This window comes from Streptomyces sp. NPDC047706, assembly GCF_043204795.1.
GTDB lineage: Bacteria > Actinomycetota > Actinomycetes > Streptomycetales > Streptomycetaceae > Streptomyces.
Map to the genome: position 1 here is coordinate 260,021 of NZ_JBIDCW010000006.1, position 23,361 is coordinate 283,381.

The 23,361-nt window shown below is 71.3% G+C and carries 18 protein-coding genes; 5 read left to right on the plus strand and 13 right to left on the minus strand.

All coding sequences use genetic code 11. The annotated features are described in order from the left end of the window. Positions 1 to 33: 33 nt before the first annotated feature. The 5 genes from ACGF8A_RS09950 to ACGF8A_RS09970 form a co-directional block, all read right to left on the minus strand. Positions 34 to 348 carry a hypothetical protein gene (locus tag ACGF8A_RS09950; protein WP_393106133.1) on the minus strand — a complete coding sequence of 105 codons (315 nt, stop codon included), beginning with the start codon at positions 346 to 348 and terminating at the stop codon, positions 34 to 36. A gap of 41 nt (positions 349 to 389) precedes the next feature. Further along, complete coding sequence (locus ACGF8A_RS09955) at positions 390 to 1,751, minus strand: TrpB-like pyridoxal phosphate-dependent enzyme (RefSeq protein ID WP_393106135.1); 1,362 nt, start codon at positions 1,749 to 1,751, stop codon at positions 390 to 392. 3 nt (positions 1,752 to 1,754) lie between these two features. Beyond that, on the minus strand, positions 1,755 to 2,075 hold the full coding sequence (locus ACGF8A_RS09960; RefSeq protein ID WP_393106137.1) for an acyl carrier protein: 321 nt from the start codon (positions 2,073 to 2,075) through the stop codon (positions 1,755 to 1,757). A 47-nt stretch (positions 2,076 to 2,122) separates the two neighbouring features. Then, entirely contained in the window at positions 2,123 to 3,493 is a 1,371-nt protein-coding gene (locus ACGF8A_RS09965; protein ID WP_393106139.1) for an FAD-binding oxidoreductase, read from the minus strand. Between the two features lie 96 nt (positions 3,494 to 3,589). Beyond that, positions 3,590 to 4,051, minus strand: coding sequence for a hypothetical protein (locus ACGF8A_RS09970; protein ID WP_393106141.1), 462 nt, complete (start codon positions 4,049 to 4,051; stop codon positions 3,590 to 3,592). 515 nt (positions 4,052 to 4,566) lie between these two features. Here ACGF8A_RS09970 and ACGF8A_RS09975 point away from each other — a divergent pair. From ACGF8A_RS09975 to ACGF8A_RS09985, 3 genes are read left to right on the plus strand one after another with little or no spacing between them, the layout of a single operon-like run. Next, the gene (locus tag ACGF8A_RS09975; protein WP_393106143.1) at positions 4,567 to 5,727 is read left to right on the plus strand and encodes an acyl-CoA dehydrogenase family protein; all 1,161 of its coding nucleotides are present in this window, start codon (positions 4,567 to 4,569) and stop codon (positions 5,725 to 5,727) included. A gap of 10 nt (positions 5,728 to 5,737) precedes the next feature. Continuing rightward, positions 5,738 to 7,306, plus strand: a complete 1,569-nt coding sequence (locus ACGF8A_RS09980; protein ID WP_393106145.1) for an amino acid adenylation domain-containing protein — start codon at positions 5,738 to 5,740, stop codon at positions 7,304 to 7,306. 22 nt (positions 7,307 to 7,328) lie between these two features. Beyond that, the gene (locus tag ACGF8A_RS09985; protein ID WP_393106147.1) at positions 7,329 to 8,126 is read left to right on the plus strand and encodes an alpha/beta hydrolase; all 798 of its coding nucleotides are present in this window, start codon (positions 7,329 to 7,331) and stop codon (positions 8,124 to 8,126) included. A gap of 99 nt (positions 8,127 to 8,225) precedes the next feature. On the opposite strand, the gene asnB is transcribed toward ACGF8A_RS09985, so the two are convergent. The 7 genes from asnB to ACGF8A_RS10020 all read right to left on the minus strand — a co-directional run bounded on the left by asnB (position 8,226) and on the right by ACGF8A_RS10020 (position 19,692). Beyond that, a complete protein-coding gene (gene asnB, locus ACGF8A_RS09990) occupies positions 8,226 to 10,052 on the minus strand; it encodes an asparagine synthase (glutamine-hydrolyzing) (protein WP_393106149.1) in 1,827 nt (608 codons plus the stop codon). A gap of 133 nt (positions 10,053 to 10,185) precedes the next feature. Next, complete coding sequence (locus tag ACGF8A_RS09995; RefSeq protein WP_393106151.1) at positions 10,186 to 11,244, minus strand: transcriptional regulator; 1,059 nt, start codon at positions 11,242 to 11,244, stop codon at positions 10,186 to 10,188. A 209-nt stretch (positions 11,245 to 11,453) separates the two neighbouring features. Then, on the minus strand, positions 11,454 to 15,227 hold the full coding sequence (locus tag ACGF8A_RS10000) for an SDR family NAD(P)-dependent oxidoreductase (RefSeq protein ID WP_393106153.1): 3,774 nt from the start codon (positions 15,225 to 15,227) through the stop codon (positions 11,454 to 11,456). Positions 15,228 to 15,340: 113 nt separating this feature from the next. Further along, positions 15,341 to 16,687 carry a condensation domain-containing protein gene (locus ACGF8A_RS10005; RefSeq protein ID WP_393106155.1) on the minus strand — a complete coding sequence of 449 codons (1,347 nt, stop codon included), beginning with the start codon at positions 16,685 to 16,687 and terminating at the stop codon, positions 15,341 to 15,343. A gap of 13 nt (positions 16,688 to 16,700) precedes the next feature. Next, positions 16,701 to 17,570 (minus strand): hypothetical protein, encoded by an 870-nt coding sequence (locus ACGF8A_RS10010; RefSeq protein ID WP_393106157.1) that lies wholly within the window; start codon positions 17,568 to 17,570, stop codon positions 16,701 to 16,703. Beyond that, a complete protein-coding gene (locus ACGF8A_RS10015; protein WP_393106159.1) occupies positions 17,564 to 18,382 on the minus strand; it encodes a glycosyltransferase family 2 protein in 819 nt (272 codons plus the stop codon). Before ACGF8A_RS10015 ends, ACGF8A_RS10010 begins: the two co-directional genes overlap by 7 nt. Beyond that, positions 18,379 to 19,692, minus strand: coding sequence for a DegT/DnrJ/EryC1/StrS family aminotransferase (locus tag ACGF8A_RS10020; RefSeq protein ID WP_393106161.1), 1,314 nt, complete (start codon positions 19,690 to 19,692; stop codon positions 18,379 to 18,381). Before ACGF8A_RS10020 ends, ACGF8A_RS10015 begins: the two co-directional genes overlap by 4 nt. A 351-nt stretch (positions 19,693 to 20,043) precedes the next feature. Between ACGF8A_RS10020 and ACGF8A_RS10025 the strand changes: the two genes are divergently transcribed. Together ACGF8A_RS10025 and ACGF8A_RS10030 are read left to right on the plus strand one after the other, a co-directional pair. Beyond that, positions 20,044 to 21,510, plus strand: a complete 1,467-nt coding sequence (locus ACGF8A_RS10025; protein ID WP_393106163.1) for an FAD-dependent oxidoreductase — start codon at positions 20,044 to 20,046, stop codon at positions 21,508 to 21,510. An 11-nt stretch (positions 21,511 to 21,521) separates the two neighbouring features. Further along, positions 21,522 to 22,529 (plus strand): hypothetical protein, encoded by a 1,008-nt coding sequence (locus ACGF8A_RS10030; RefSeq protein WP_393106165.1) that lies wholly within the window; start codon positions 21,522 to 21,524, stop codon positions 22,527 to 22,529. On the opposite strand, the gene ACGF8A_RS10035 is transcribed toward ACGF8A_RS10030, so the two are convergent. Next, the gene (locus ACGF8A_RS10035; RefSeq protein WP_393106167.1) at positions 22,510 to 23,241 is read right to left on the minus strand and encodes an integrase core domain-containing protein; all 732 of its coding nucleotides are present in this window, start codon (positions 23,239 to 23,241) and stop codon (positions 22,510 to 22,512) included. The genes ACGF8A_RS10030 and ACGF8A_RS10035 overlap by 20 nt on opposite strands. Positions 23,242 to 23,361: the final 120 nt, after the last annotated feature.

The window sequence follows — 23,361 nt, forward strand, 5'->3', positions numbered from 1 at the left end:
AGGAGACGACCCGGGGCGGGCTGGCGGTGAACATCATCGGGTGCTGAGCGGACAGGCGGGCAGATCCCGGGGTACCCGGCCCTTTGCGCGGCCGTGGGCATCGCGCACCGCGCAGGTGGCGGCCACCACCGCGGAGCGGGCGGAGCCGAGGGCCGCCCGGGTGGCGTCGAGGTCCGGGTCCTCGGCCAGCAGCTTCGATACGTCGACGACGCAGTCGATCAGATGCAGAGCGACGCGCCCGAGCTGATCGGCCCGCGTGTCCTCCCCGTCGAGCAGCTCACGGGCCCGGGACAGCAGACCCAGCACCTCCTGCAACGACGGTCGCGAATCGGCTTGTGGCGCGTTCACGGTTGCCCCCTGACTCCCTTCACTCCCGACTCCCTCGCTCTCTATCGCAGGCTCCTGAGGGAGACCTGGATCTCCTCGTCGCTGGGCTCGGAGTCGACCATCTCACCGGAGAGGAACTGCTCGTAGGCTCCGAGGTCCAGCAGGCCGTGGCCGCTCATGCCGAAGAGGATGACGCGCTCGCGCCGCTCCCGCCGGGCCTGGAGGGCTTCCTCGATGGCGTGTGCGACCGCGTGCGCGGACTCCGGCGCCGGGACGATCCCCTCGGCCTTGGCGAAAGTGCGGCCGGCCTCGAAGACCCGGGTCTGGGCGTAGGCCGCCGCCTCGATCAGCTTGTTGTCGTACATCGCGCTGACGATGGGGGCGGCGCCGTGGTAGCGCAGTCCGCCGGCGTGGATGTGGTAGGCGGCGAACTTGTGCCCCAGCGTGTACATCTTCATCCGCGGGGTCACGCCCGAGTAGTCGGTGTAGTCCAGCGCGTACGTGCCCCTGGTCATCTTGGGGCAGGCCTCGGGCTCGACCGCGACGAAGCGGAGATCGGGATTGTGTGTCCGTGCCTCCCGGTAGAACGGGAAGGTGATGCCGGCGAAGTTGCTTCCCGCTCCCATCGCGGCGATCACGACGTCCGGGAACTCTCCGGCCCGTCGCATCTGCAGGAGGGCCTCCTCGCCGATGACTGTTTGGTGGAGCAGGACGTGGTTCTCACCGCTGCCGATGGAGAAGCGTGCGGCGGACCGGGTGGCGGCGTACTCGATGGCCTCGGCGTTGGCGATGCCCAGGCTGCCCGGTGCGTCGGGATTCTCGCGCAGCGCCGCCCGGCCCACTTCGGTCAGCGTGCTCGGACTCTTGATGATCCGGGCCCCGTTGAGCCGCATCAGGGTGCCGCGGTAGGGCTTCTGTTCATAACTGCACCGCACCATGAAGACGGTGCATTCCATGCCGTAAGGGTGGCAGGCCATGGCCAGGGCGGTGCCCCACTGTCCCGCTCCGGTCCCCGTCACCATCTCGGCGACACCGGACCGACTGTAGTAGTACGCCTGGGGCAGCGCCGTGTTGATCTTGTGGCTGCCCGACGGACTGGTTCCCTCGAACTTGAAGTAGATGTGCGCGGGAGTGTCGAGCGCCTTCTCCAGCCGGGTGGCCCGGTGCAGAGGCGTGGGCCGCCAGCGCTGGTACTCCGTGTGGACCGGCCCGGGGATCTCCATGTACCGCGCGCTGCCGGTGCCCTGCCGGTACAGGGAGAGCGGAAGCTGGGGCCGGAGGGAGCGCGCTTCCTGCGCGCCGCTGTCCCGTACCAGGGGCGGCCGGGGCGCGGGGACCTCGAAGGGCAGGTCGGCCAGGACGTTGTACCAGTGGGTGGGCACGTCGTCCTTGTCGAGGGAGAACACGTCACCGGTCGCCGACATGTTTCAGCCTCCCAGACCGTCGTTCGCGGGTCCGCCGGCCGCCATCGCGCTCCGGCTCTCCCGCGCCACGTCCGTCACCAGGCCGACCAGGCTGCCGACGGTGTCGAGGTCGGCATTCATGACGTCCTCGTCGTCGATCTCGAAGCCGAACTCACCCTCGAAGGTCACCAGCAGGTGCAGGAGCGTCATCGAGTCCATCCTCAGGGTCGACGAGTACAGCGAGAGATCGTCGGTGAGTTCATCCGGGTCGATGCCCAGGTCGAGGACGTCGATGATGACGCGCTTCACCCTGGTCGGCCATTCGTCACTGCTTGACTGTCCCATCGAACCTTCCTCGTTCCCGGTCTTGCGCCGTGCGGACACGTGCGCGCTCACAGGACCTTGCCCGGATTCATGATCCCGAGCGGGTCCAGGGCGATCTTGATCGCCCGGTGGACGTCCGTCGCGTCGTCACCCAGTTCGTCGCGCAGCCAACGCCTCTTCAGCACCCCGATGCCGTGTTCTCCGGTGAGCGTGCCGCCCAGGCTCAGGGCGGTGCGAAACATGTCGTCCGCGGCGGCCCAGACGCATGCGGGTATCTCCGGTTCGCCGCGGTCGAACACCAAGGTGGGGTGGAGGTTGGCGTCGCCCGCGTGGGCCACCGTCCCGATGACGACGTCGTGCCGGGCGGCGATGCGGCGGATCTCCGCCAACATGTCGCCCAGTCGGGAGCGCGGTACGACGAAGTCCTCGACCATGGTCCTGCCCATCCGTTCCAGCGCCCCCAGGGCCTGTCTGCGGATGTCGAGCAACCGCTCGGACTCCTCCTCGTCGGTCGTGACCGTCACCTCCGCGTCCAGCGTCCCGCACAGCCGGCCCATCCGCGCCGCCGCGCCGCCCGCGTCCACACCGTCGAACTCAGCGAGCAGCAGGGCCTCCCCGTCGCCGGGCAGATCAAGCGGCTGCCCTGCGCGTACCGCCCGCAGTGTGACCTCGTCGATCAGTTCGAGGAAGCTCGGCAGCAGGCCGGCACGGGCCAGCTCCAGGGATGCCCGCGCCGCCGCGTCGGCATCCGGGAAGCAGGCGGCCACCGTCGCCCGCGGGCCGGCGGCCTTCGACCGCAGCCGGAGCGTCGCGGCGGTGATGACCCCGAGCGTGCCCTCCGATCCCACGAAGAGGCCCGTGAGGTCGTAGCCGCTCACTCCCTTGGCCGTCCGGTGGCCCGTCGTGACGACCCTTCCATCGCCCAGGACGACTTCGAGGCCGAGTACGGACTCGCGGGTCACGCCGTACTTGAAACAGCGGAACCCGCCCGCGTTCGTGGCCAGGTTCCCGCCCAGCGTCGAGCGCGACGCGCTGCCGGGGTCGACGGGGTACATGAGCCCCCGCTCGTCCGCGGCCCGGGCGAGGTCCGCGGTGATCACGCCCGGTTCGACCACGGCCAGCCGGTCGTCGACGGACAACTCCCTCACAGCCGTCATGCGTTCCAGCGAGAGCAACACGGACCCGTCCCCGGCCAGCGCCCCGCCGGCCAGGCCGGTGCCCGCGCCCCGGGGCACAATGGGAACACTGTGCCGGGCCGCCCAGCGCACAGTTTCGACGACGTCCGCGGTGCTGCGCGCGTACACCGCGCACAGGGGCCACCCGGACGGCTTCAGGTACGCCTCGTCCGTGCGCCGTGCCGCCAGCACGTCGTGCTCCGTGCTGACCTCGCCGTCGATGAGACGGTCCGCCAGTTCCGCCACCGGTGCCTTGTCACCCACGCAGGTGTCCCCTCGTCCACGTCGTCCCCCAGCTCGTCGCCGCGCCCGGTCCCGCCGTGCTCCGCGGATGCCGGGTGGCGGCGACGGACCGGGGCCTCACGCTTCGAGCGATGCTTCGATCGCCATCCGGATCAACGGCATGGACTTCACCAGTTGTTCGCTGTCGATGGACTTCGCCAGGTCCTCGTGGCCCTTCGCGGTGAGCAGCGCGGGCAGGTCCAGCAGGCGCCGTTCTGTCCAGTCGAGTGGGTCCGCGGACAGCTCCTCGTCGAAGGCGCGCGGGCCGACGTCGCCGTTCTGGAAGTCGGGGTGGTGGTGGAAGCGCTGCTCCTTCACCTCGGAGTCGATCCGGTGCGACAGGTCGATGCGCCAGATGCCGCCGTCGCCGACGGGAAGGACACGGTGCCCCTCGGCTCCGTCGCGGTGGTGGCTCCCCTCGTAGGGTTCGGCCCGGCGCACATCGATCCGGGCGCCGGCGTCCACCTCCTCGTACCGCTCCACCCAGTACTGCACGGTGATGGCCACCTGGCCGTTGATGAAGGCGTAGATCGTGCTCATGCCGTCCTTTCCCTGGTGAGAGTCCGACTGTTCGCCGGGGCGTCGCGTGCCTCGCGGTCGGTGCCCGGCGCGGTCGGCAGGATGTTCCTTCTCTTTGCGGAGGAACGGGGAACACAGTGGATCCTCGGCTGTGCGCAGGGACCGAGGAGAACGGGGGAACGCCGAGGCACCGCCATGGCGCGGGACCCTCCGGTGAGGCGCCCTCCGGGACGCCTCGTGACCACCCAACGATGTCTCATGGACGTCCGTGAGGCAACGCGGCCTCCAGCGGCGCGGGCGCCAGGTACGCCGCTCCCCCGGTGGGCCGTGTTCGACTGGCCACCGGACAGCAGTTGAACGGTCCGTCCGGCCGCCGGCGCTCGCTTTGCCCCTGCGCGTCCGGCTGCCTACGCTGCGGTGCGCCCCGCCGCCACGACCCCGGCGGCACGCCACCGGCTCACGCACGATCCGTGCCCCCGCATCTCGACCGGGCGGCCCGCCGTACTCATCGACCGCGTCAGGGCGAACGGAGAATCATGACGTCCGAGTGGAACGACAGCCATGCCGAGCTCTTCGAGAGCCTGCGGAAACTCGGGGCCGAACTGCGGGAGGGCATCACCGGGCGCGACCGGTCGGGGACCTTCGACCACGAGGGCTTCAAGCGCTACGCGGAGCTGGGAGTGCTCGGCCTGCTGGTGCCCTCCGCGTACGGGGGCCGCGGGTACGACCCCCCGCGGTACGCCCGCGTCATGGAGGAACTGGGCTTCGACTGCCCGGACAACGGGCTCCTCATGGCGCTGGGAGCGCACATCCTCGCGGTGGAGCTGCCGATAGCGGAGTTCGGTGACGACGCGCAGCGCGCGGCGTATCTGCCGGCCCTGGCGTCGGGACGGACCATCGGAGCGCACGCGATGACGGAACCGGGCACCGGTTCGGACGCGATGGCGCTGAGCGCGACCGCCCGGCGCGACGGCGACCACTACGTCCTCGACGGACACAAGCGCTACATCACCAACGCACCGGTCGCCGACCTCTTCCTCGTCTACGCCACGATCGACCCAGGTCTCGGCTTCACCGGCGTCACCGCGTTCCTCGTCGAGCGGGGGGACACGGGGATCACGGTGACCCCGGGCAGCGAGAAGCTGGGGCTGCGGACCGCCTCCTGGGGGGACGTCGTCCTGGAGGGCTGCCGCGTCCCGGTGTCCCGTCGGCTCGGCGCCGAGAAGCAGGGTGGGGCGATCTTCGCCCGGACGATGGCGTTCGAGCGGGCCCTCATCCTCGCTCCCTGGCTCGGCGTCATGCGGCGCGAACTGGAGGAGTGCGTCCGGTACTGCCGCCGGCGGCGACAGTTCGGCAAGCACATCGGTCACTACCAGTCCGTGTCCAACCGGCTGGTCGACATGCGGATGCGGTGGGAACTCGCGCGGCTGATCACCCGGTCCGCCGCGGCGGAACTCACCGGGTCCGACCCCGGGGTCCAGCCCGAGCTGAGCAAGCTCTACACGAGCGAGGCCGCGGTCGAGATGTTCACCAGCGCCCTGCAGATCTACGGCGCACTGGGCTACACCAACGACAAGAGCGCCGAACGGAACCTCAGGGACGCCCTCGGCATGACCCTGTCCTCGGGCGCCTCGGACGTGCAGCGCGCCGTCGTGGCCGCGCGCATGGGGCTCACCTGGCCGGACCGAGAGAACTGACGGGAGCCGCATGCGCACGCTCACCGACTATCTGGACGACGCCGCGGCCGGGCGGCCGGACGCCCCGGCGGTCGAGTTCCAGGGCGAGACCCTGACCTATGGCGAACTGCACGCGCGCAGCACCGCGTTGGCCGGGACCCTGCTCCGGCAGGGCATCGGCGCCGGCGACCGCGTCGGGCTCTGGCTGCGCAAGTCGCCCGAGTCGATCGTGGGCCTGTACGGCATCCTCCGGGCGGGGGCGGCCTATGTCCCGATCGACCCCGGGGCGCCGCTGGACCGGGCCGAGAAGATCATCGGCGACTGCCGCCTGGCCGGTGTCATCGCCCAGGACGAGCATGTCTCCTGGCTGCTGGAGCGGGCGCCCGCCGAGGCGCCGGACCGCCCGGTCGTCGCCGTCGGTGGCACGCGCAGCGCCCCGGCCGACCCGCGGGTCATCGCCTGGTCCGACGCCGTGGCCGAAAGTTCGGCGCCGCCGGCCGGACCCGGCGCCGACCCGTCCTCCCCCGCGTACGTCCTCTACACCTCGGGGTCCAAGGGCAACCCCAAGGGCGTGGTGCTGTCCCACGCGAACGCCATGGCGTTCGTCGAGTGGTCGGTGGCCGAGTTCCGCATCACCGCGCACGACCGCGTGTCCAGCCATGCGCCGCTGCACTTCGATCTGTCCGTGCTGGACGTGTTCGCGACCTGTCTGGCCGGAGCGTGCGTCGTACTGCTCCCCGAAAGCCAGCTGGGGCTGGGCGGGGTGCTCAGCCGGGTCGTCGTCGAGCGCAAGGTGACGGTCTGGTACTCGGTGCCCAACGCGCTGAACCGCATGCTGACGGCCCGCAACAGCGCGCTGCTCGGCGCGTCCGCGCTGCGCGTCGTCCTGTTCGCGGGGGAGGTGTTCCCGGTGGGAGCGCTGCGCCGGCTGCGCGAACTCCTCCCGCACGCCGACCTGTACAACCTGTACGGTCCCACGGAGACGAACGTGTGCACCTTCCACCACGTGCGTGACAGCGATGTGGAGCCAGGGCGGACGGAACCCGTTCCCATCGGGCGGCCGTGCGCCTACGCGACGACGTTCGTCGTCGGCGAGTCCGGTGAGCGGCTGCGCGAGGAGCCGGGTGTCACCGGGGAACTCTGTGTCGCCGGCCCGTCCGTGATGCTCGGCTACTGGCGGGACGCCCCGCTCACGGCCGCGAAGCGCCTGTCGGTCGTCCAAGAGGACGGCACGTCCGTGGACGCCTATCGGACCGGGGACACGGTCCGGGTCGAGGAGGGAGGCGCGTACTCCTTCCTGGGCCGCAACGACGACATGGTCAAGATCCGTGGACACCGCGTCGAGCTGGGCGAGGTCGAGTCCGCCCTCTCCGAGGCGGTGCGCGAGGTGGTGTGCGTCACCGTGGGCGACGCCTCCGGTGAGCGGCACATCGAGGCGTACGTGGTGCCGTTCGCCGCAGGGTGCGAGGTGTCGGAGCTGCGGCGGCACTGTCTGGACGTCCTTCCCCGCTACATGGTCCCCGAGCGCTTCCACCTGGTGGCCGCGCTGCCCCGGACACGGTCGGGGAAGCTCGACCGGCGTGCCGTACTCGGCCTCTGACGACGAGAGCGGGAGACACGCGATGCACGTCGTGACCGAGACCTGGTGGAGCGAGGCCCTCGGGAGGCAGAAGTCCGTGAGCGTCGTGCTGCCGCCCGGCTACGCGGCGACCGGCAGGCCCTTCCCCGTCCTCTACCTGTTGCACAGCTACGGTGGCAACCGGAACACCTGGCTAACCTGCCCCAGCCTGGCCGACTGCGCCGCCGCCCACCGGATGATCCTGGTCCTGCCGGAATCGGGACGGTACTGGCTCATCAACGACGCGGGCGGGCGGCGGTACGAGGACTACTTCGTCCATGAGGTGGTCGGTCAGGTCGAGAAGCGGTACAACACCGTGGCGTCCCGTGCGGGGCGTGCCGTGGCCGGCTTCTCGATGGGGGGAGCCACCGCGCTGTTCCAGACGTTGCGCCACCCGGACCTGTTCGCGGTGGCGGGGAGCCACGGCGGCGCCTTCGAGGCGCCGCTGCGCGAGGGCGATCCCTACGCACCGCACCGTGCGGACCGGCGGCTGATGATGCCGACGGTGAAGGACCACGAACGAATCTGGGGTCCGGTGGACAGCGCGGTCCGACGGGCCTACGACCCGTACCGGCTGCTCGCCGCCCTGGACGCCGCGGCGTCGCCGCGTTTCTGTCTCGACGTCGGCGAGGACGACTACGCACGCATGATCGCGATGAACCGGAACATGCGCGACGCCCTGACCGCCCACGGAGTCGTCCACGAGTACCGGGAGCGTCCCGGCGGTCACGACTGGGCCTTCGTCGACGCGGGCCTGCCCCGTCTTTTCGCCTTCGTACGGGAGAACCTGGGCACCGCCTGAACCGGCGACCGAGCGCGGGAGAGGACCCCGGACACCTTGGGTCCCACGGTCCTCGCCACACCCGTGCTCCGTGGGTGCGGCGAGGACCGTGGTATGTGCTCAGGCGGTGACGCGGACGCCGTACAGCTCCAGCCAACGGTTGAGCTGGAGCAGGTAAGTCAGGCCGATGGCCGGTGTCACCGCGGTGATCGGGCCCGGCAGGCGGTCCAGTTCCGACGTGACCGCCGTACGGACCTTCGTCCGGTCCAAGAGGTCGAACACCGGCGCGTTCGGTTCTGCCACCAGGTCCAGGACCAGGGCCCGCAGCCGCTCCACATAGCCGGTGTCCCGGCTGGCCGGGTAAGCGCTCTTCGGCCGCTCCACGACTTCGCGGGGCAGCAGGTCGGCGCAGGCCCGGCGGAGCAGGGCCTTCTCGGTCCCGCCGTGGGCCTTCAGCTCCAGCGGGACGTTGAACAGGTACTCCGCCAGCCGGTGGTCGGCGAAGGGCACGCGTACCTCCAGGCCGACCGCCATGCTCATCCGGTCCTTGCGGTCGAGCAGGGCACCGAGCCAGCGGTGCAGTCCCAGGTGGAAGACCTCCCGCTCACGGCGACGGGCACCGTCCTCGCCCGGCAGCGACGGCACCTCCGCCAGCGCCTGGTGGTAGCGGTCCGCCTCGTAGCGCGCGGGCTCGATCTCGGCACGCACGTCGTCCCGGAGCAGCAGGGCCGGCTGGCGCTTCTCGTACATCCACGGGAAGGACGTGTGTCCGACGTAGCCGCCGTCCATCTGCCAGGTGTACCCGCCGAACATCTCGTCGGCGGCCTCGCCGGACAGGGCGACGGTGCACTGTTCCTGGACCCGGTGGAACAGGTGGTACATGGACGTGTCCAGGTCTCCCCAGCCCGGCAGGTCCCGGGCGCGCAGTCCGCTGTCGATGCCGTCGACGAGGTCGTCGGCGCCGACGTCGGCCACGAAGCGCTTGATCCCGAGGTGCTCGGCGACCATCTTGGCGAAGGGTTCGTCGGTGCTGGGCCGCCAGGTGTCGGCTCCCGGGTTCGCGGAGGTCCCGACGTTCACCGAATAGCTCGCCAGTTCCGCGTCGAGTTCCCGCACCGCCAGGGCGGTGATGGCACTGGAGTCGATCCCGCCGGAGAGCAGCGTTCCCACGGGGACATCGGCGACGACCTGCCGCCGGACCGTGTCGTGCAGCAGCGAGCGCACCTCGGCCGCCGTGGTGGCGAAGTCGTCCCCGTGCGGCCGCGCTTCGAGCTGCCAGTACCGGTGCTCCCGGCGACCTGACCGACCGGCGACGACCACGCATCCCGGCCGTACCTCGCGCATCGTGCGGTAGACGCCGTGACCAGGCGTCCTGGCCCGGGGCAGCACGAGGAGTTCGGCGATGCCCTCGCGGTCCACCTCGGCCGTCATGCCGGGATGGGCGAGCAGCGCCTTCGGCTCGGAACCGAAGACGATGCCGTCCCCCACGGGGGCGTAGTAGAGCGGCTTGATGCCGAGACGGTCCCGGACGAGGAGGAGTTCCCCGGTGCGCTCGTCCCAGAGGGCGAACGCGTACATGCCGTTCAGCCGGTGGACGAAGTCCGCCCCCCAGTGCAGGTAGGCGGCGAGGAGGACTTCGGTGTCCGAGCGCGTCGAGAAGTGCGCCCCGTGCGACCGCAGTTCCGCCCTCAGTTCACGGAAGTTGTAGATCTCCCCGCTGAACGTGACCACGACCTGACCGCCCGGGCCCGTGCGCACCATGGGCTGCTGTCCGCCCTCGATGTCGATGACGGCGAGCCGTCGGTGCCCCAGGGCGGCATGGCCCGACAGCCAGACGCCCTGCGCGTCGGGGCCGCGAGGGGCCATGGTCTCCGTCATGGCCGCGATGACGTCCTCGCGGTGGGTGACGATCTGGTTCCAGTCGATCCATCCAGCGATCCCGCACATGACTTTCCGTTTCAGAGAGAGCGATCGGGAGAAAAGGGCAACCCGAAAGGGAAGAAGTTGCCGTGGAGCCACACATTTCAGGCCCCGAAGAACCGCCGGGAACCATGCCACCCATCCGGGCCGACCGGCGCGGTCAGCCGGCACTCGCGCGCGGCAGCTCCACTCTGGCTTGCTGGGCGACTTTCAGCTCCTCGCCGAAAGTCTGCAGCACCTGGGCATATCCGCAACTGAGTTCGGCCATGATCGCCCGGCAGTGCGGGGGGAGGCTCTGCAACACCTCCTCCTGCTCGCGCAAGGCGACGCGTACGGCGTCGAACATCCGCAGCAACGAACGGCCGGTATCGCTGAACCGGAGAGAGGGATCCCTTCTGAGCCGATCGAATATCGAACCGAGATCAAGGTCCGCCTCACGGTCGAGGCCGGGAGAGCGGCTTTCCGCCGAGGCCTCGGCGGAGGCGTTCTCGCGCCCCCTCTCGGGCAGGGCGCCCTGGGGCACGGGGACGTCACCGCGGTCCAGGCGATTGCGCACATCGGCGACGGTCGCCGGCGAGATACCGGCGGCCCTCGCGATCTGCCGCAGCGACGCCGCGGGGTTCTCGCGGATCAACTCCGCGGCACGCTGCCGCCCCTGCGCACTGTCCACCGGCCGGGACCGGCCGTCCCTGCCGATCCTGCGTGCGGGCTGGGGAGTGCCGGGCGTGAGCTGGCCGCGCATCGCGGCCACCCGCCGGGGCGAGAGCCCGGTCAGGGAGGCGACCATGCGATCGCTCCACTCCGGGTGCGTGGTGAAGACCCGCCGGGCGGCCGCCACACGGTCGTCCTGGGACAGCGGCAGACCGTGCTTGCTGTTCGCGAACACCGAGAGCAGAAAGACGTCCGCCTCGCTCCCGTGGAAGAAGCGGACATCGATGTCAGTTCTGCCACGAACAAGCGCCGCGCGCACCCGGTGCACGCCGTCGATCACTTTGCGCGAGGGCTGGTGAACCCAGATCGGGGGGAGATTCTCCCCTGATTCGGCCATTGATTGAATATGTTCGGAATCTTCACCCCGCAGCCGGGGTGAGTCCGTAATGACCAGGGAGTCGATCGGCACCGAGCACACTGCGGAATTTCTGAGCAGTTCCTGTTGTCTGGCGAGAGAACTTACCGGACCACTATTCGCGCCCAATTCGTGATAGTGCTGCTCTGTCACGTAGACCCCCTGCCGTCCACTTCTGGACACATGTTGCCGAAGCAATTCCCCGATCACGTGCCCCACCAGTTTCCGCACCTTTTCACGTGTCAGCAAGATCCAGGTGGCCGAAAATTTTTCAGCCAAGGCAAGTTGGCCGGTTCGCTCCTCTTGCGCTCGGTGACTATGTAAGCGCTTACGGGAAAGTGGTCGTTTTATCCTCCGTGCGGTCACGGCCGTGTCCGGGTTCCCGCCCCACCGCACACCGGCCCCCGCAGCCGTTCGACCTCCCGGGCCAGCTGCTCGACCGTCGGGTGGTCGTAGAGGTGCTGCACCGTGAGCTGGACATCGAAGGCGACGTTCAGCCGGTCCACCAGGCGCATCGCGGCCAGCGAGTTCCCGCCTCGGTCGAAGAAGTGATCGGTCCGCTCCAGCGAGGCCAGCCGCAGGGTTGCCCGCCAGATGTCGGCGACCGCCTGCTCGGTCTCGCCGAACGGTTCCCGGCCCGCGTCGTCCCGGGTGTCCGCCGACGGCTCCACCCGTACGTCCACGCCGGGACCCACGGCGGAGACGACCGCCTGGCGGACCCGCTCGTCCAGCGCCTGACCGCGATAGGCCACGGTCACCCGCAACGGGCCGAGGAAGGCCGGGGCGAGCTCCCGCGCGATGTGCTCGTTGCGGTCGTCCAGCCCGACCAGGACGTGCTCGGCCGGGTCTGCCAGCGCGGTACGGAAGAGCTGTACCCCGAGCCGCGGGTCGATCTCCCGGTAGCCGTGGCGCCGCAGGGCTTCCAGCCCGGCGCCCCCGTCCTCCTCCGTCGCCCACCTGCTCCAGGACTGGCACTGCACGGGCCTGCCCAGGCGCCGCCAGTACGCGGCGAACGCCGGCAGGTAGCCGCTCGCCGAGGAGTACGCGCCGAAGGCCGTACCGCCGAAGTAGCCGTTGACGGAGGAGAAGAGGATCAGGAGCGTGTCGGGCCGGTCCCGCAGTACTTCGGCGATGACCGAGGTGCCGGTGACCTTGGCGTGGGACATCCGCCGGAACTCCGCCGGGTCTTCCGCGGTGAGCAGATGGGAGCCCAGGTCCTGCCAGTAGTGCCCGAAGCCGGCGCCCGCCAGGTGCACCACGCCGTCGAGCCGCTGCCCGAACCGCTGCTCGGCCCCGGTGACCGCGGACCGCATCGCCGCCAGGTCGGTCACGTCCGCCCGAACGTGGACCACGTCGCCGAGGGCGGCCAGTTCCGCGAGAGACCCGGCCCCCTCGCCCGTCGGCGTGGCCCGGCCGGTCAGCACCAGGCGTACGCCGTACTCGGCCATCAGGAACCGGGCCAGTCGTACGCCGATCGCGCCGAGCCCCCCGGTCAGCAGGTACAGGCCGCCGGGGCGGATCCGGTGCGCGGGGGCCGGTGGCACGTCGTGCAGCGGCGCGAGCCGGGGCACGAGCCGGCGCCCGTCGCGCCTGGCCACCACCTCGTCCCGGCCCCGGTCACCGAGTTCGGCCAGGACGGACGCGGCCGGATCGGGGTCGTCCGGGCTCAGGTCGAGATGGCGGACCCACGGCTCCCCGGCCTCGGCGTTGGCCGTGCGCACCAGACCGGTGACGGTGGCGCGCGCCGGTTCCACCGCATCGTCCGGTGTGGCGAGGGCGCCGGCGGTGACCACGTGCAGCACGGGCCGCTCGTCGCCGAGCGCCTTGATCAGGCTGTGCAAGGACCCCGCGTACAGGTCGTGGCCGCCGAGGTCCGTACCGGGAGCGGCGCCGGCTCCCCAGGCGTGGATGACGGCACCGACCGTGCCGTGCTCCCGGCGGACCGCGGCCACCAGGTCGGCGTTGTGGGCCGGGTCGAGGGGGTCGATCCGGTACGTCCCCGAGTCGGTCAGGACGAAGGCGGCACCGGAGGTGACCGCGACGACCGGGCCCCCGTCCGGGCGGGCCGCGCGCAGCCGTGCGGCGAGGCCGTCCGCGCCGAACACCAGCCAGGCGCCGTCGGGGTGCGTCCGTCCCGGGGCGGAGTCCGCCGGCACCCAGGTGGTGGTGTGAAGCCAGGACGCCGGTTCGTCGTCATCGTGGTCCTGGCGGGCGGTGGGCAGCTCGGCCAGCGCGTCGTCGAAGGCGCCGGCCTGGTAGTCCGCGAGCAGCCGCTTGCGCTCGATCTTCCCCGCCGACGACTTGGGGAACGCCGCCCGCGGCACCGGGACGACGGTACGGGGCAGCAGGCCGACCTCTTTCGCCAGCCGGGCACGGATGCGGGAGACGGCTTCGCCGCGCTCCCGGACGGTCTCACCGGTCAGCACGCAGAGCACGACCAGTTCGTCCGTCCCGGTGGCCCGGTCGTACTCACTGCAGGCGGCCGCGAACGTCGGCAGCACACCGTCGACCCGCTCGACGATGGACTCGATCTCGTGACAGGAGTAGTTGGCACTGCGTACGACGACGACTTCCTTCTCGCGCCCGGTGATTACCAGTCGTCCCCGGTGGACGAAGGCGAGATCACCGGTGACGAACCAGCCGTCGGCGGTGAACGACTCCTCGTCGGCCTCGGGGTTGTTGTGGTAGCCGACCATCCGGGTCACACCCCGCACCTGCAAGTGGCCGATGCGGTCCTCGGGGACGACCCGGCCGGCGTCGTCGACGATCCGCAGCGACGTGCCCGGGGCAGGCACGCCCACTTCGGCGTAGGTGGGGTGGCCGGGCGCGGGTCCGTCGAGCGGTACGAGGGTGCCTCCCAGAGTCCGGGCGTCGACGGTCAGGACGCCGGTCGGCTCACGGTCGGCCCGCAGGGTGGAGTGCACCATGCCACCGCACACCTCCGACATCCCCCACGCGGGCCGCATCACCTCTCCGGAGAGGCCGTGCGGCGCCAGCATCCTCAGGAACTCCTGGGTGGTGTCGCCGACGATGGCCTCACCGCCGTTGGTGATGTCGCGCAGGCTGGACAGGTCCCAGGTCCGCCGGGAGATCTCGGCCGCCAGGTTGGTCATCAGCGTGATGACGAAGTTGGGGGCCGAGCTGTTGGTGACCCGGTACCGCTCGATCCAGTCCAGCCAGCGCAACGGATCGGCGATGAAGCTGTCGGTACGCGCGTTGACGTGGTCCCACTCCATGACGACGTCGCGCACGTTGTGCATCACCATGCCGGCGACGTGGTCCAAGGGCATGAAGTTGAGGGTCACCTCCTCGGGACCGAAGCCGTTGGCGGCGACGTTGACGTACGCGCGGGTGACGACGGTGCGGTGCGTGTGGCGGACGCATTTCGGAACCCCGGTGCTTCCCGAGGTGAGCAGGTGGACGGCGGGATCATCCGGCCGTGCGCGGTGCGGCTCGCCCGCCTCCGCGGCACCCAGGTCCTCCACCGCGAGGACCCGCAGGGCCGTCGTGTCCCACAGGGCACGCAGCCCGGCCACCTGGCCGGCCAGGGCGGCGTCGGTGAGCACGGGTGCCCGGTCGAGCAGTTCCCAGGCGCCGCGCAGCCTGCGGCTCACCGCGGTGTCCCAGCGGTAGGTCGACGCCACCCCGATCGGGGTGGGCACGAAGCCACCCAGCACGCAGGCCCAGAACCCGGTGACGAAGTTGCGGTTGTCGTCGCAGTGGAGCAGCACCGAGTCACCCACGGTCAGCCCGCTCGCGCGCAGCCCCGTCAGTACCCGGGCGGCGTCGGCCAGCAGCTCACGGTAGCTCTGCCGGTCCTCGCTGCCGTCGCCGAGGACGAAGGTGGTGCCGCGCTCACCGCCGGCCGCCCGGATCAGCGCCTCGACGAGGGTGGCGGGCGCGGTGGGCGGGGTCTGCCAAGGGCCGCCGTCCAGCAGCGCCGGCGGTCGGCCGTGGGCCTCGTCGGGCGCGGCCCGGTCCGGCTCGCCCGCACGGGCGGGAACCGGCCTCGGGCGTGGACCGGGGCGTCTGCCGACGGTGACCGTCAGGGCGGTGACGCCCGGCACCGCGCGCGCGGCGGCCTCCGACCGTGCGGCGATGTCCGCGAAGGACCGCGGTTGTGGCCCAGTGGGCATGACGTTCTCCTGTCCCAGTCGCACTTCTCACTTCGCTGCCGCGCGGTCGGCGGCTCCCGGCGGCCGTCCACCGCGGCCGGTGTCCGGCGCCGGGTGGCGCGCAGCGCGGCCGGTCAGGACGCAGGCGGCCGGAGTTCCTCCGCCAGGGCGGAGAACGCGGGCGCGTCCGTGAGCGGGCGGGCGGGATCGCCGGCCAGGAACTCCACGACCGACTCCAGGTCCGGCCCGACCCGCTTGGCCATCTCCTCGGAGACCGGCGGGTCCACGTAGCGCAGGGTCGCGTCCACGCGGTCGGGGCGCATGAAGAGGTTCAGCAGGAACGTGGTGCCGCCGTTCTCGCAGTAGGCGTCCTCCAGGAAGTCAGGGGCCTGCACCACCTCGTGGCCGTCCATGGCCTCCGGTGCCGGGGCCTCGTACATGCCGTTCAGCTCGACCTCCCACGGGCCGGGCGGGCCGGACCGCCAACCCGTGCTCAGCCCCGCCCGCAGGCAGACCTCCTCGACGGGCAACCGGGACAGGTGGGTCATGCGCCGGCGCAGTTCGTCGCGCCGCTCGGTGAGATAGGACCGGACGTCCGCGCACCGGCCGCTGTCCACCACGTCCACCACCTGGCTGCGCAGCAGTCCCACCACGTCGAAGCCGTGCCGGCGGTGACGGCCGCTGTGCGTGACGGCCACCCGGACCGGCGCTCCGTCCGCCCGGCGGAAGTAGAGGCCGACAGCCGCCGTGACGATCTCGTACGGGGTGCAGACGTACTCCTTGGAGAGTGACCGCAGCCGCTGGTTGGTGGCGTCGGACAGGCTCAGTTCCCGCTCCCTGGTCCACGCCCGGCCGCTGGGCCGTTTCAGGTCCAGCATCCACTGCGGCAGCGCGGGCGAGGAGGACTCAAGAGTCCGCAGCCAGTCGTCGTAGATCTCCAGCCCGTCCTCGAGCATCGCCGCGTAGTAGTCCGCGAACTGCGGCACCCGGTCGGGACGGGGCGTGCCGCCGGGCCGGTTGTACTCGGCCCTGATCAGGTCGGTGACCGTCTCCGCGGACATCCCGTCGACACAGGCGTGGTCCAGGACGCAGGCGACGAGGCTGCGCGGGCCGGGCCCGCGTCCCAGCACCACGTGCACGGACAGTTCCCGGTGAACGGTCCACCGGTTGTCGAGGGCGCGGACGACGCCGGCGACCGAGTCGGTCGAGCCGTCCCAGTCCACCGTCGTCATGACCGCCTCGGTGATCTCCTCCGGCTCCCGGATCACCTGGGTCGGTTCGCCGTCGACGTCGTCGAGGGAGGTGCGCAGCGCCTCGTGCGTGGCGATCGCGATGCGCACCGCTCGTTCCAGCCGGGCGGGGTCGACCGGCCCCTCGACGATGAAGCAGTTGAACAGCCGCTTGGCCGGGACGGATGTGTGCTCGGCCATGATGAAGTCGTGATAGACGGCCTGTCCCGCCGATGCCTTGAGCAACCTCATGTTCCATCCAATCTCAGAGTGACCACGGCAGTGCCCAGAAGCCCGCCTTGGCCAGGACCCGGGCGGGGCCGGGCGGCAGCAGTGCCCGTTGCCGCAGGGTCGTCGCGAGCTCGTGGCCGAAGGCGTGGTGGCCGAGGGTCTTGCTCAGTACGAGGAGCTTGACGGCCTGCTCCAGCCGGATCGACTCGGTGCCGCACACCAGGTCGTCCTTCATCCACAGCCCGCGGTACTCCAGGGGCTGGTGCCGTACCGTGTCCCCCCACCCCGCGGCCGGGCGCGTTCCGGTGCTCAGATCGAGCAGTGAGTAGCCCAGACCGCGCAGCAGCGGGGCCACCACCGCCAGCGGGTACTGCCCCACGTAGTTGTCGACCAGGCCGCCCGCCACGTCGACGCACACCGCGTCCCGCACGGCGTCCAGGTCGGAGCTGAGCAACGCGTATTCCAGCCCCTGGGTGGTGAGCCGCAGGACGTCGAACGAGTCGTGGCGGTCCCGGAGCTGGCGGAGCGTCATCGAGGCCACGGGGCGTCGTTCGCACACCTCGAATCCGGCCGCGCCGCCGTACCGGGCCACCACGGCACGGTGGGGTTCCAGCAAGGAGGAGCGGTGGGGGTTCCTGGTCACCTTGAGTTCCTCGGGGCCCCCGTGCACGGAGACCGCGACGGTGTCGACCACGGTGTCGCCCCGCTCGTCCGCGGCGTCGGCCAGTGGGTCGCAGACGACGCTGCGGACGAGACCGTCCAGCGCGTCCCACGAGGCGGGCAATCCTCGCGCGCCCGCGTCCAGCACCCGGATCGGGGTGAGTTTCGAGGACAGCCACGCGAGTGTGTCGGCCACCTCCGTGCCGGACACCGCACTCGCCGTCGTCGGCGGACCGGTCACCATTCCCCCTCCACCGCGTTGTCGCGAAAGGCATTGGAATACCCACCCAGCGTGTACAGCAAGGTCGGCATGTGGGTGCTCACCATGGGCACGTCCGCCGCCACGAGAGCGCGCAGGAGTTTGTTGTCCTCGCCCACCACGTTGCGCCAGTCGTCGATGTCATAGGTCTCCGGGAAGGGAACGGTCCGCAGCAGCGCCCGCTCGAAGAGCCATTCACTGGTGTCGGCGTTCCGCACCCGGCCCGGCCCGGCGCCCGGCTCGACCTGGTCGCGCAGGACGTTGGACCAGGGCACGTACACACAGGGCTCACGCAGCTCCAGGTACCGGGACCGGGCTGCCTCGGCGTCGCGGACCCATGGGTGCCGCGCCTCCAGATAGGGCGTGCCGTCCTGGTGGATCAGCCGGCACTGGGAATGCACGGCCGGGCTTCCGGTGCGCCGCATGCAGTGGAACAGGCTGGACAGGTGGTGCGGTTCGAGCAGGTTGTCGTCGTCGAGGAAGCTGATCAGCGCGGTCCCGGCCAGCTCGACCGCCGCGTTACGGAGCCGGGACAGCACCGGGGGGCCCGAGACGTCCCCCGGCGACCGGGGCTGGAAGTGCCACGCCGTCACCCGGTCCGGGCCCCTGTCCTGCCGTGCCGTGCGCTCGGCCAGCGGGCGGTACGCCGGCTCGTCGTCGTCCACGACCACGAGATGTGTCACCGGCCCCGCAAAGTCCTGTGCGCGCACGGTGTCCAGACAGCGGCGCAGCAGGTCCGGACGGCCCCGGGTCACGGTGATCACGGTGATCCCGTCGGCACCCACGGGGGCACTCATGAGCGGCTGAACACCACCTTCGCGACAGCGTCGGCGATGTCCGCCATGTCCCGCTCGTCGCCGAGCAGCGTCGAGTGGTGGGTGAGCACCGCGTGGCCGGCCAGGTACTCGGCGTTCGGGAACGCGCGGCCGCGGTTCTCCGCGACGAAGCGCTCGGCCAGCGGACCCAGCGTCGGCTTGGTCCACGGCCGGAGCAGTCTGCTGCGGCTGAGCGGTTCCCGTGGCGGGTAGAAGCGGACACCCAGTTCGGCGGTGAGGGCCTCGGCCACCTCGCTGTTGGACATCCCCGTGGGCAGGGGGTCGAACACGATCGGCAGTTCGTAGACGGAGATCCGGGTCTGCTCCGCGCGATGGCGCAGCAGCCGGACGCCGGGGACGCCCTCGATGAGTCCGGCGAGGACCGCGTAGTTGCGATTGCGGATCTCGTGCTGTGCGTCCAGGGACTCCAGTTGGGCGCACAGGAGTGCCGCGCCGAACTCGCTGAGGCAGAGGTTGGCGCCCATCATGGTGGCGCTCTCCTCCAGTTCCAGTCCCTGGGGAGCGTTCTCGGCGGTGGTGTACCGGCGCGAGTCGGCGCGCAACTCCTGCATCACCGACAGGAGCCGGTCGTCGTCCGTGACCACCGCACCGCCCTCACCCGCGGCGAGCACCTTCGACTGCTGCATGCTGAAACAGCCGATCAACGCCAGTGAGCCGGCCGGCCGCCCGAGCCACTCGGCGCCGTGCGCCTGCGCCGCGTCCTCCACGACCCGCGCACCGTGCGCCGCCGCCGCCGCGGAGATCGCGGGGATGTCCGCCATCGCACAGGACCAGTGGACCGGGAGCACCGCGCGCGGTTGCGCGCCGAAGTCCAGGTACTCCGGAGCCAGGCATCCGGTCAGCGGATCGACGTCCGTCAGCACGGGCACGAGCCCGGCCCGCAGGACCGCACTGGCCGTGGCGACCCAGGTGAGAGCGGGGACCAGGACGCGGTCGCCGTGGTCGAGCCCCAGCGCTTCCAGGGCCACCACCAGGGCACTCGACCCGTGGTCCACCGGGACGCAGTGACGGGTCCCGACATAGTCGGCGAACATACGGGCGAACCTGCGCTCGAACAGCTCCCGGCCCGCCGGGCTGGTGATCGCCCAGCGTTCCCCGTGCAGCACGGTGTCCAGGAACGGCCCGGCGTTGGGCGCCGGTACCGGCCAGACCGGCCAGCGACGGCCGACCGGACGCACCGGAGTGCCCCCGTCGACCGCCAGCCGGTCGGCCGAGGTCCGCTGGGGCACACTGTGACCGTCCGTGTCGATCTGCCGAATTGAACGTCCCATTGTGTGCCCTCCGACGTCGGGAATTCTCACGAAAGACCGAAGAAAGTCACGGGTCCGGCTGGCCCGGTGTGCCGCAAGGATGCCCGAGGAGAACCGCCGTTCAACTGGCGACCGGACCCAGTTGAACGGGACGTACGCGGCGAAGTAGGGGCGGAGTCGGGGATTCTTGACCGGCCCGACGCCCTCGTACAGTATTCCCGTGCCGTGCGGCGCGGCTGGGTTCGGCACCACTAAAGCACCGATGGCGCGTGGGGCGGTCCGTATCCGCCGATATCACGGCCGGACGGACCCGATCCTTGGTATTCCGAGGCCGCCGCTCAGCCACCAAGCCACCGAAAACGGGAGCTGTACGTGCGGATATCCGAAGGACTGCACAGTAAAGAGGACCTACCGAAAAGGTGCGGTGTCCTGGTCGTCGGGGGCGGCATGAGCGGATTGAGCACCGCCCTGGAACTCCGGGAACGGGGCGCGCGGGACGTCCATGTCGTCGACCCCGGGCCGTTCACGGGTTTCGAGCACCGCTCCCGGACCCCGCACACGACGCCCCTGCCCGGGGCGCCCCCCTGGTGGCGTGCCGCCTCCCCGCACTACGCGGACCTCCCCGGCGTGACCGGCCCCCTCGGTGGTCGCTCGCGCTGCTGGCACGGCGTGCTCCTCCCGGTCGGCCCGCGCGTGCTCGCGGAGCACTGGCCGCAGGACACGGCGGACCGTCTGCTGGGCGACGGGCCGGGCTCCTACCAGGCGGTCACTCGGGAACTGCTGGACTGGCGGAGCGCCTTCGGCGATGCTCGTCCGGACCGGACGCCCGACGATCCGCGTGCGGAGTTGAAGACCGTCTGGCCCGACCTCTCGCTGCGGCCGGTCCCGCAGGCCGGCTGGTCCGTCGACGGTCCCGAAGGCCGCCTCGTCTGGGCGTACTCACCGCTCATGGCCTGGGCACGCCGCGGGCTCGCCCGGCACACCGGCCTGGAACTGCCGACCGTGGTCCCGGGCCTTCGAGCGATCCGGGTGCTGGTCGAGGCCGGACGCGTGCGCGGCGTGCTGTTCGCGGACTCGGCGGGCGGGACGCGGGAGGTCCTCGCCGATGTGGTGGTTCTGGCGGCGGGCACGCTGGAGAACACCCGCCTGTACGCCCAGACGCTCGCCGCCGCCGGGGACCTCGTCACCCGGTGGCACGGCCTCAACGACCATGTCACCCACGGCTACGCGATCCCGCTGCCGCGCGCGCTCGCCGACCGTTGGGCCCGCTCCGACCACCGCTTCCTCTGGTCCGACCACGAGAACGAGCTGAACGCGAACCTCTTCATGGAGGTGCACGCCGCGGGCCTGGCCGAACCGGTGCTGGACCTGTGGTGGATGGCGCAGCAGGAGGGCCCCTTCCGCGACGAGATCCGCTTCGACCCTCCTGACGATGCCGCCCCGGGCGGGACCGCGGCCTGGGAGGGGCAGGTGACCGCCTCCTTCTCCTCCGCGGACGAGGAGCAGATCCGCCGCCGGGACGAGATCACCGGCAAGCTGATGGAAGCACTGGGCGTCGAGGTCGCCGAGGAGCGCGAGTTCGTCGACTTCGATCCGGCCGCGCGCGCCGCCCTCGCCACCGGCACGGCCCACCACTACGTCAGTCTGCTGGGCACCGCCGACCACGAGGCGGGGACGCTGCCGCTGGGACAGCGGCTGGACTTCGGCGGCCGGTCCCGCTCAACCGACGGCTTGTTCGTCACCGGCCCGGCCGTCTTCCCGGCGGCCGGTGCCGCGAATCCGTCGCTGACCATCCTCGCACTGACCGCGCACACGGCCGACGCCGTCACCGGCGGCTGAGGGGAGCGGCCATGGCTCGGGCACTGGTACTCGGCTACTCCGGCGGGCTGGACGGGACCGCGTGTCTGGTGGCCGACGGGCGGGTGCTGTCCTGGTCGCGGTACAGGCGCGGAGCGCCGGGGAGTGCCGCTGTCGCCGACTGCCTCGATGCCGCCGGGGTCGGGTGGCGGGATGTCGGGCTGGTCGTCGAGTGCGCTGTCGAGCCCCACCCCTTACGCCCGTGGGATCCGCTGTCGGCCGTCCCCGAGGGCGTACCCCGGGTGACGGTCAGCCGGCACGACGCGCTGGCCCGGGCCACTGCCGCGTCCTTCCCCTTCCGGGACGCGGCAGTGGCCGTCGTCTCCTGTCCCGGCACAGCCCGGTACACACGCGAGGCCGGCGTCTGGTACGAATCCGACAGCCTCTACGACCTGGCCGACGGACACCTCTCGCTGCGCCTGCGCCATTGCGCTCCCGCCTCCCGGTCGGCGCTCTCCACCGTCCTCGACTTCCGGCGCCACGTGTGCCGCTATGTCTTCGGGACGGCCGCGGACGGCCATGGTCGGGCCGGCGGCCTCGCCGCGCTGGCCTCGTCGGGGCGCCCCGGCCGATGGAGCGACGCGGCGGCCCTGCGGTCCGAGGGGAGCCGCATCAGCGTCGAGGCTTCGGCACTGGGGCACTTGGACCCCGCACGGGCGCGATCGGCCCTCGCCGTCCCCACCGCGGCCGACCTCGCCTTCCACGCGGACGTGTCCCGCTGGGCGCAGACCCAGATCGAGACCGCCGTGCTTGGCCAGCTCGCCAACTGGGCCAGCGAACTCCCGCGCGCACGGCTGCTCTTCACCGGAAGTCTGGCGGGCGACGGTGCGCTCGACCGCCGGGTCGGCGCCGAGACCCCGTTCGACCACGTGCACCTCCACGCGCCGGCCGGCGAGCGCTCCGCCGCGCTCGGCTGCGGTGCTCACGGTCTGACCCTGCTCACCGGGCGGGCCGTCCTGCCGTTCGCGCCGCTCGGCCGGGCTAGGTGTATTGACCCGTGAGGTTGGGGACGCGGCTGGCGGGTGGTTGGCCCTTGAGCGCGGTGTGTCCGCGGTGGTGATTGTAGGTGTGCAGCCACCGCGGGAACGCTTCGCGGCGCTCGGCTTCTGAGCGGTAGGGGCGGGCGTAGGCCCATTCGTCGAGCAGGGTGCGGTTGAAGCGTTCGACCTTGCCGTTGGTCTGCGGGCGGTGAGGCCGGGTGCGTTTGTGGGTGATCCCGGCCGCCGCCAGAGCGTCTCGCCAGTCGCAGGATCGGTAGCAGGAGCCGTTGTCGGTCAGCACGCGCTCGACGGTGATCCCGCACTCGGTGAAGAAGGTGTGGGCCCGGGTCCAGAAGCCGGTAGCGGTCTCCTTCTTCTCGTCCTGGGTGAGGCGGGCCAGGCCGAAGCGGGTCAGGACCCGGTGCACGGTCGAGGGCACCAGATGCAGCGGGTGTGCGATGCGGGCCGGGCCCCAGCGGCGCGGGCAGCGGACCTTGATGATCCGGCGTTCGGTGCGGGTCGGGGTCCGGCGCGGGCTGGTGCGCGGACGGGAGGAGCGGTCGGACATGCCGGCCTCGCCGAGCTGCCGGTAGCGGTCGGCCCAGCGCCGGGCGGTGGTGGGTGAGACCTGGAAGCGCTCGGCGGCCCGGCGCAGGGGCCAGTCGTCCTCGACCACGCAGCGGGCCAGGCGCAGCCGTCCGGTCTCGGTCAGGGGTGCATTACGGTGGGGCACGAGGGCCTTTCAGTCAGGTGTAGACGTCGCAATCCACACCGAACCGGAAGGCCCTCACCTGTTCAAGATCCCTCAACCGAGACCTGGCTCACCCGTCCACGACCTCCCGGGACAGAACAG